At 75.9% G+C, this 8,693-nt stretch carries 9 protein-coding genes; 6 read left to right on the forward strand and 3 right to left on the reverse strand.

The annotated features are described in order from the left end of the window. The 3 genes from AB0J52_RS17755 to AB0J52_RS17765 form a co-directional block, all read left to right on the forward strand. A partial coding sequence (locus AB0J52_RS17755; protein ID WP_500182675.1) for a sensor histidine kinase occupies window positions 1-482 on the forward strand: 482 nt, incomplete at its 5' end. Further along, window positions 479-1,084, forward strand: coding sequence for a response regulator transcription factor (locus AB0J52_RS17760; RefSeq protein WP_500182676.1), 606 nt, complete (start codon window positions 479-481; stop codon window positions 1,082-1,084). The genes AB0J52_RS17755 and AB0J52_RS17760, both read left to right, overlap by 4 nt. Next, window positions 1,075-2,238 (forward strand): CE1 family esterase, encoded by a 1,164-nt coding sequence (locus AB0J52_RS17765; RefSeq protein ID WP_500182677.1) that lies wholly within the window; start codon window positions 1,075-1,077, stop codon window positions 2,236-2,238. Before AB0J52_RS17760 ends, AB0J52_RS17765 begins: the two co-directional genes overlap by 10 nt. 39 nt (window positions 2,239-2,277) lie before the next feature. On the opposite strand, the gene AB0J52_RS17770 is transcribed toward AB0J52_RS17765, so the two are convergent. Next, window positions 2,278-2,901 carry a TetR/AcrR family transcriptional regulator gene (locus AB0J52_RS17770; RefSeq protein ID WP_500182678.1) on the reverse strand — a complete coding sequence of 208 codons (624 nt, stop codon included), beginning with the start codon at window positions 2,899-2,901 and terminating at the stop codon, window positions 2,278-2,280. A gap of 231 nt (window positions 2,902-3,132) precedes the next feature. Here AB0J52_RS17770 and AB0J52_RS17775 point away from each other — a divergent pair, with 231 nt between their 5' ends. Continuing rightward, window positions 3,133-4,068: an NADP-dependent oxidoreductase gene (locus tag AB0J52_RS17775; protein WP_500182679.1), complete on the forward strand. Its 936-nt coding sequence runs from the start codon at window positions 3,133-3,135 to the stop codon at window positions 4,066-4,068. Between the two features lie 105 nt (window positions 4,069-4,173). On the opposite strand, the gene AB0J52_RS17780 is transcribed toward AB0J52_RS17775, so the two are convergent. Next, window positions 4,174-5,211 (reverse strand): GlxA family transcriptional regulator, encoded by a 1,038-nt coding sequence (locus tag AB0J52_RS17780; protein WP_500182680.1) that lies wholly within the window; start codon window positions 5,209-5,211, stop codon window positions 4,174-4,176. A 71-nt stretch (window positions 5,212-5,282) separates the two neighbouring features. Here AB0J52_RS17780 and AB0J52_RS17785 point away from each other — a divergent pair, with 71 nt between their 5' ends. Next, on the forward strand, window positions 5,283-6,725 hold the full coding sequence (locus AB0J52_RS17785; RefSeq protein WP_500182681.1) for an MFS transporter: 1,443 nt from the start codon (window positions 5,283-5,285) through the stop codon (window positions 6,723-6,725). 44 nt (window positions 6,726-6,769) lie between these two features. Here AB0J52_RS17785 and AB0J52_RS17790 read toward each other — a convergent pair whose 3' ends face one another. Further along, window positions 6,770-8,017 carry an LCP family protein gene (locus tag AB0J52_RS17790; RefSeq protein WP_500182682.1) on the reverse strand — a complete coding sequence of 416 codons (1,248 nt, stop codon included), beginning with the start codon at window positions 8,015-8,017 and terminating at the stop codon, window positions 6,770-6,772. Window positions 8,018-8,348: 331 nt separating this feature from the next. Here AB0J52_RS17790 and AB0J52_RS17795 point away from each other — a divergent pair, with 331 nt between their 5' ends. Continuing rightward, window positions 8,349-8,579, forward strand: a complete 231-nt coding sequence (locus AB0J52_RS17795; protein WP_500182683.1) for a hypothetical protein — start codon at window positions 8,349-8,351, stop codon at window positions 8,577-8,579. Window positions 8,580-8,693 lie beyond the last annotated feature (114 nt).

Here is an 8,693-nt window from a genome sequence, read left to right on the forward strand (position 1 = left end):
CCGCCGCCGGGATCGAGCCGGTCGTCCGCACCACCGGCACCCCGCTCCCGGACGAGGCCGACGGGCTGTTCGGCTGGGCCGTCCGGGAGGCCGTCACCAACGTCGTCCGGCACTCCCGGGCCAGGCGCTGCGAGATCGTCGTCCGCCGCGAGCCGGACGCCGCCGTCCTGTCGGTCACCGACGACGGCACGGCGTCCGAGGGGTCCTTCACCCCCGGCAACGGGCTCACCGGCCTCACCGAACGCCTCGGCGCGGCGGGCGGCGACGTCATCGCCCGGCCCCGCCCGTCCGGCGGGTTCGCGGTCACCGCGCGGCTGCCGCTACCGCCGGACGCGGGGCCGGCCGGACGGAGCGGCAAGGGGACGGAAGGCCACGGGACGCCGGGAAGCACCGAGGGCACGGCCGACCGCGGGACGCCCGGGAGCGCCGAGGGTCCGGCGGACGGCGGGGCCCCGCGCCCGGCAGTAGGGTCTGCGACGTGATCCGGGTGATGCTGGCGGAGGACCAGGGGATGGTGCGGGGCGCGCTCGCCACGCTGCTCGGGCTGGAGGACGACCTGGAGGTGGTCGCCGAGGCCGCGGGCGGCGCGGAGGCCGTGCTGGCGGCCGAGCGCGAGCGGCCCGACGTCGCGCTGCTGGACATCGAGATGCCCGGCAAGGACGGCCTGGCCGCCGCCGCCGAGATCCGCGCCGCCGTCCCGTCCTGCCGGGTCATGATCCTGACCACTTTCGGCCGTCCCGGCTACCTGCGCCGCGCCATGGAGGCCGGCGCCTCGGCGTTCCTGGTGAAGGACAGCCCGGCGCAGGAGCTCGCCGCCGCGATCCGCCGGGTGGTCGCGGGCGAGCGGGTGATCGACCCGAACCTCGCCGCCGCCGCGCTCAGCGCCGGCCCGAACCCGCTCTCGCCGCGCGAGCGGGACGTGCTGACGGCGGGCGCGGACGGCTCGACCATCGCCGACATCGCGGCCCGCCTGCACCTGTCGGAGGGCACGGTCCGCAACTACCTCTCGGCCGCGATCACCAAGGTGGGGGCGCGCAACCGCATCGAGGCCGTCCACACCGCGCGGGCGCAGGGATGGCTCTGAGCCGCCGAGCTCACCGGGCCCCCGCCCGGGGGCCCCGCCGACCGGCGACACCCCCCGGCCGCCGTCCCACCCGCCGCGCCGCGCGGCGGATCGGGGCGCTGCTGCTGGCCGGCGCGCTCGCCGCGTCCTGCCGCAGCGGCGACCCGGGCACCATCAAGACCACGCCGGTCGGGCCCGCCCCGGCCGTCCCGCAGTGGGCCAGCGTCGGCTGCACCGGCGGGACGCTGACCAGCGGGCGGCACACGTTCCAGGGGCGCGACTTCCTCGTCAGCGTCCCCGACCGGGGACGGGACGACCCGCAGGACACCAGCCCCTCGCCGCTGATCCTCGACCTGCACGGCCTGGACTCCTCCGGCCTGGAGGAGGCCGTCTACGGACGGCTCGCGGCGTCGGGCGCCGCGCGCGGGTTCGTGGTCGTCGAACCCGGCAGCGCGCCCGGCCGCACCGGCTGGAAGCTGCCCGGCATGCCGGACGGCGACGCCGACATCGGCTACGTGAACGCGCTGCTCGACCACCTGGAGAAGGGCCTCTGCCTGGACCGGCGGCGCGAGTTCGCGGCGGGCTTCTCCAACGGCGCGGGCCTCGCGACGGCGCTGGTCTGCGGCCTCGGCGGACGGCTCGCCGGGGTCGCCGCCGTCTCCGGCCTGAACCTGGCCCGGCCGTGCTCGCGGCCCGCGCCGACCACGATCGTCGCCTTCCACGGCACGTCCGACCCGGTCGTCCCGTACGGAGGCGGCGAGCCCTTCGGCGGGCGACGGGCGCGGATCCCGTCCTGGATGGTCCCGGCGGACGGCTCGTTCGACCTGCCCGCGGTGCCCGCCTCGGCGGCGGCGTGGGGGCGCGCGTTCGCGTGCGTGAAGACGGTCTCGGCGAAGCCCGCGTCCGGCGTCCGCCGCCGCTCCTGGACCGGCTGCCGCCGGGACGCCCGCGTGGACCTCTACAGCGTCTCGGGCGCGGGCCACGCCTGGCCGGGCTCGTTCGCGATCGGGGCGGGCGCGTCCACCCGGGCGATCGACGCCACCGCGGTCACCCTCGACGCCTTCATCGACGGCGCCCCGCGCTGGCGCGCCCGCCGCGCGTTCCCGATGCCCGAGGCGGGGTTCGGCGGGGACTCCGGCCGTTCGCCTCCACCCACCGCCGCCGCGACGCCCTGACCACGGCCGCCGCCCGCGCGGGGCCTGGCCCGGCGGGCGTCAGGCGGTGGAGATGTGGTCGGCGAGGTAGCCGTGTATGAGCCGCTCGGCCTCGGCGAGGATGTCGGGGTCGCCTGACGGGTCGCGGCGGAAGGCCAGCTTGAGCACGGCGTCGGCGGCCTCGACGGCGATCGCGAGGGCGCGCGCCAGACCCGGCGTCTCGGCGATGCCGAAGGTGTCGACGATCAGCTCGCGCAGCCGCTCGGCCACGACCGAGTTGTTCTCCGCGCCCTCGTCCAGCAGCCGGACGTCGGCCACGTCGCCGAACCGCAGCACCCGGAACCCCGGGACCGAGCGGTGCATCTCCACGAAGATGTCGATGATCGCGCCGACCGTGTCGGACCAGTCGTCGAAGCCGCCGCCGGTGAGCCGCTCGGACACCCGCCGCTCGAACTGCTCCAGGTTGCGCAGCGCGAGCGCCTGCGCGACCGCCCGCTTGTCGGGGAAGAACTGGTAGACCGATCCGATCGCGACCTCGGCGCGCTGCGCGATGCGGGTCGTGGTGAGACCGTCGTAGCCGTCCTCGTCCAGGATGTCCGCGCAGGCGTCCAGCATCCGCTGCACGCGTTCGGCGCTGCGGCGCTGGGCGGGACGGCGGCGGAGCGGCGTTCGGATGTCGGTCACGCCCCCCATTGTCGCCCCTCCGCGCCGTCCTGGGACATGACGAAGCGGAGATCACACCCTGGACGGGCCGTCCGGCCCGGGTATCGGGGCCGGACGGCACCAGGCGGTAGGGCCGGGTGGCATCGGGCGGTAGGGCCGGGTGGCGGGGCGGCCGGGCGGGCGCCGGGCGGCGTACGCGATCATCGGGAGCAGGCCCCGGTCGCCGGGGAGCGGAACGCGCCGAGGAGGACCATGAGCACCCTTCCCACGTCGATGCGCGCCGCGCTCGCCCACTCGCCCGAGGACGCGGCGGACGGCATCACCGTCGAGACCGTCCCGGTGCCGCGTCCCGCCACGGGGGACGTGCTGGTCGAGGTGCGCGCGGCCGGGATCGTCCCGGACGAGCTGTCCTGGCCCGGCACCTGGACCGACCGCGCGGGACGCGACCGCGCCCCGAGCATCCCCGCGCACGAGGTCGCGGGCGTCGTCGCCGCCGTCCGGTACGGGACGACCGGCTTCCAGGAGGGCGACCGGGTGGTCGGCCTCGCCGACTGGCACCGCGACGGCGGCGCGGCCGGGTACATCGCGGTCGAGGCCCGCGACCTGGCCCGCCTGCCCGACGAGGTGTCCTTCACCGACGCCGCCGCGCTCCCGATCGCGGGGCTGACGGCCTGGCAGGGCCTGTTCACGCACGCCGGGCTGGCCCCAGGGCAGACCGTCCTGGTGCACGGGGCGGGCGGGGGCACCGGCTCACTCGCCGTGCAGCTCGCGCGCGAGGCGGGGGCCCGCGTGCTCGCCACCGGCCGCGCCCGGGACGCCGCCCTGGCCCGGGACCTGGGCGCGGACGAGTTCGTCGCCCTGGAGGACGGGCGCTTCGAGGACGCCGGGCCGGTGGACGTCGTCTTCGACACGATCGGCGGCGACGTGCTCGCCCGGTCGGCCTCGGTCGTCCGGCCCGGCGGGACGCTGGTGTCCATCACGGCCCCGCCGCCCGAGCTGCCCGGCGGCACGCGCGGCGTCGTGTTCATCGTCGAGCCGAACCGCGACCAGCTCGCCCAGATCGTCCAGCGCGCCGCCGACGGCCGGATCAGCCCGCGTGTCGGCGCGACCTACCCGCTCGCCGAGGCACGTGCCGCCTTCCACGCCAAGCGCTCGGGTGTGCCGGGAAAGGTCGTCATCACCCTCTGACCTGCCGGACCGGACCGCACGGGCCCGGTCGGCGAACAGCGGCACCCCGCCCGGCCAGGCGGCCGCGGCCCGGGCGGGCGGCCGCGGCCGGTGCCTTGGATCGGGTCAGGCGGGGAGAGGCTCGGCGGTCTCGCGGGTGCGGTGCGCCCGGCGGTACTCGCTGGGGGACACGCCCATCTCGCGGGAGAAGTGCGCGCGCAGGTTCGGGGCGCTGCCGAGGCCGCACCGGACGGCGACGGCGTCGACCGGCAGATCGGTGCGTTCGAGCAGTTCACGGGCGCGCAGCACGCGCTGGGTCAGCAGCCACTGCAGTGGCGTGACGCCCAGCTCGGCGTGGAAGCGGCGGTGCAGGGTGCGGACGGTCAGCCCGGCGCGGGCGGCGATGCCCGCGACCGTGAGCGGCTCGTGCAGCCGCTCCACGGCCCAGTCGAGCACCGGCCCGAGCCCGCCCTCGGCCCGGCCGCGCGGCAGCGGCGAGTCGACGTACTGCGCCTGCCCGCCGGACCGGTGCGGCGGGACGACCATCTGCCGCGCGACGGCGATGGCCGCCTCCGCGCCGAGGTCGTGCCTGATCAGGTGCAGGCAGAGGTCGATCCCGGCCGTGTTGCCCGCGCCCGTGAGCAGGTCGCCGTGGTCGTGGTACAGGACGGCCGGGTCGACCGGGACGCGCGGGAACCGGCGGGCGAGGACCTCGGCGTGCTTCCAATGGACGGCGCTGGCCCGGCCGTCCAGCAGCCCGGCGGCCGCCAGGACGAACGCGCCCGAGCACAGCGACACGATCCGGGCGCCGCGCTCGTGCGCCTCGCGCAGCGCGGCGAGCAGCGCTCCGGACGGATCGCGGCTCACGTCGGCGGTCGCCGGGACGACGATCGTGCCGGCCTCGCGCAGGCCGTCCAGCCCGTGCGTGGCCTGGACGCCGAACAGGCCGGGCAGGTCGTGGTGCCCGGACGAGCCGCGCATCGGCACGTGCCGGGGGCCGCCTTCCGCGCAGATCCGCAGGTCGTACCAGGGACCGGTGTGTCCGGGCGGGGGCGTCCCGAACAGCTGGCACGGAATCGTCACCTCGAAGACCGGCATGTCGTCCATGACGACCACGGCGAGCGTCAGCGTGGAGGGCGGCGCGGAAGGTTGCACAGAGGGCATGGCAGGAATCTAGCGCATCGCGTCATTTCTGCCACTCGTCCGGGCGAACCGGCCGCACCGAAGCTGTGATCATGAAAACCGAGCCCCCCTCCGCGACCGCTCCACCCGCCTCCTCGCTCTCCGCCTCTCCACCGGACCGTCCCACCGCCGCCGACCCGCGAAGGTGGTGGGTCCTCGGGGTCGCCTCGGCCGCTCAGTTCCTGGCGATCCTCGACCTGTTCGCCGTGAACATCGCCTTCCCCGCGCTGCGGGACGGCTTCGGCGGCGCGTCCCTGGCGGACGTGTCGTGGGTGCTGAACGCGTACACGATCGTCCTGGCGGCGCTGCTCGTGCCCGCCGGCCGGATCGCCGACGACGCCGGGCGACGCCGCGTCTTCCTGGTCGGGATGACGCTGTTCGGGATCGCGTCGGTCGCCTGCGCGGCGGCTCCGACACTCGGGCTCCTCGTGGCGGCCCGGGTCGTCCAGGCGGTCGCCGGGGCGCTGCTGATCCCGACCTCGCTGGGCCTCGCGCTGCCCGCGTTCCCGCGCCGCGAGCACCCGACGGTCATGGGGATCTGGACGGCCGTCGCGGCGGCGGGCGCGGGCTGCGGTCCCGTCCTCGGCGGCCTGCTGCTGCTCGCCGGATGGCGCTGGATCTTCCTGATCAACCTGCCGATCACGGCCGCCGCCGTGCTCGCGGGCCGCCGCCTCCTCGCCCCTGACGGCGCGGACCGGAAGCCGGGGAAGGCGCTCGGCGGTCGCGGGACGCGTCGGACGCTCGACCTCCAGGGCGCGGCCCTGCTGCTCGCGACCGCCGGGACGCTGACCGCCCTGCTCACCCAGGGACCGGAGTGGGGCTACCCGTCCGTCCCGACGATCTTCTCCGGGGCGCTGCTCACCGTGCTCGTCCCGCTGCTGGCGGCACGGCTGCGGCGGGCCCGCGACCCGATCATCGACCCCGCGCTGTTCCGGAACCGGACGTTCGCGGTCGCCGTCGCGGGAGTCGGGTTCTACTACCTGGCGTTCGCGGCCGGACTGCTCGCGACGACGCTGTACTTCACGCAGGTCAGGCACTGGTCCGAGGTCTCCGCCGCGCTGGCGCTCGCCCCCGTCCCGGTGGCGTGCATGACGCTGTCCCCGCTGTCCGGACGGGTCGTCGCCCGCATCGGCGAGCGCGCGTCGGCGGTGCTCGGCGGCCTCACGCTGGCGGCGGGCGCGGCCTGGTGGGCGGTCGCCATCGGGCAGGGGTACGCGGCCGGCTACCTGCCCGGCGCGGTCCTGTTCGGCGCGAGCACGGCACTGCTCCAGCCGCCGCTGTTCGGGGCGTCCACCGCGCTCCCCGGCGACCGGATCTCGCTCGGCTCGGCCGTCCTGATGACCACGCGGCAGATCGCGTCCGCGCTCGGAGTGGCGGTGCTGGCGTTCGTGCTCAGCGGCCGGCCGGCGATCGCGGACTACCGGCTCGGCTGGTACCTGATGGCCGGGGCGGGCCTCGCCGCCGCCGTCGCCTGCCTCCGCTTCCGCCGCGACTGACGGCACGGTCAGCGCAGGACGGGCCGTCAGCGCGGGAAGGGCCGTCAGCGCAACGAGTCGAAGAGGTCCCCGGCCGCCGGCTGCGTCCACTGGAGGCGGTTCGGATCGGCCGGGTACGGCCCCACCGGCACGGTCCCGAAGCGGATGCCGCCGGTGTCGCCGACGCTGGACGACAGGTCGAACATCTGCTTCAGGCCGAGCCCCTTGTCGGTCACGACGGACTTGGACGCCGCGCGCAGGAACGAGTACAGCCGCGCCGGATTGCCGAGCTGGCCGCGCGCCTTGTCCGCCATCGCCGTCATGAGCTGCTGCTGCCGCTTGATCCGGCCGAGGTCCGAGCCGTCGCCGACGCTGTACCGGACGCGCGCGTACCCGAGGGCCTGCTCACCGTTCAGCTTCTGCCGCCCGGCGGCCAGGTGCAGCCCGGCCTTGGTGTCGTCGATCCGCGCCGGGACGTTCACCTCGACCCCACCCAGCGCGTCCACCATGGACTTGAAGCCGGTGAAGTCGATCTGCAGCGCGTGGTCGACGCGGACGCCGGTGGCCGCCTCGGCGGTCTTCCACGCGCAGGCCAGCCCGGCCTCGTTGAACGCCGAGTTGATCATTCCGGTGCGGGCCGGGACCACCGCGCCGCCGGGCGCCCGGCAGGCGGGGATCGGCACCACCGAGTCGCGCGGCAGGCTGATCCCGCGCACGTTCCTGCCGTCCGCCGGGACATGGAAGAGGATCATGGTGTCGGTGCGGGCGCCCTGCTCCTTGCCGTACCCGGCGTTCGCGCCCTCCCGGCTGTCCGACCCGACGACCAGGACGTTCTCCGCCTTCGTCCGCTTGGCCGGACGGGGCCCGAGGTCGTCGGCGCTGACGTGCCGAATGTTGCCCTCCACCTGCGTGTACAGCCCGTACCCGGCGACCGGCAGCATCGCCGCGACGAGCAACCCGGCCGGGATGAGACGCCGGATCCGCCGCCGGCGTCGCAGCCGCCGCGTCCGGTACCCGCCCGAACGCCGCCCGTCATCGCCCTCACCCCAGAAGGCACTCTCCGCTGACGCCCCGCCGTCATCCCCGGAACCACCGCCTACCGGGGCCGCCGAGCTCTCGGCGACCACGGCCGATTCCGACGCGACGGCGGGTGAGCCCTGCGACGCCGCGGAGTGGACGGCCTCGGGAGAGGTGGGGCCGTCCGGGCGCGGGGTAGGAGTGGTCCAGGCGCCGGTCTCGGTGCGGGCCAGGGTGTCCGGGAGGGACAGACCCCTCTGCTCAGGGCTCTCACGCCCGTCCCGGTGGGTGGTCATCGGTGTCCTTCTGGTCTGCTGGTGCCGAACGCGCTGGTCAGAGGGCGTTGGCGGCGTCCCGTCCCTGCTGCGGCCGGGATACGGCACGACCGCGGACGGCCCGGCCGGCGCCCGCCCCCGCTAGGCGCCGCTCCAGGACAGCGGTGGCTCCACCGCTCGGTCTAGTAACGAACCGGACATCCCTGCTGTTCCTACCGAGGCGCACGGGATGGAAAGACGTCCGGTTGCCGCACGGTCCGGGCGGTCGGAAAGGTCCGGGCGGCTTCCAAAGAGGACGCGGGATCGACCTTGGTCGCTATCGGCCGTCCGCCCCCGCCGGAAGGCTGGCGGCATGGATCCGAAGGCCTACGACGGGCTGCAGTCGATCGTGTTCTTCGCCGGCTTCTACGAGGGGGTGGCGCCGTTCCCCGCCAAGTACTTCGGCTGGACGCCGCTGCTGTCGCTGCCGTCCCGGATGCCCGCGCCGGCGTGGTGGATCACCGCGGCGGCGGCCCTGGTGGCCGCCGCCGTCCTGCTGGTGGTGCTGGACACGGCCAAGAAGCGTCGCTCCCCCGACGCCTGAACCCCCGATGCACAGGGCTCCGCCTGGACGGTCAGGAGTCCGAGGGCGAGACGGGACGGTGGCGGTCGCGGGCCCTGCTGACCATGCGGCCGGCGGCCCGGCTCAGCGACGGCG

The organism is Spirillospora sp. NPDC049652, from assembly GCF_040675125.1.
Taxonomy (GTDB): Bacteria; Actinomycetota; Actinomycetes; order Streptosporangiales; family Streptosporangiaceae; genus Spirillospora.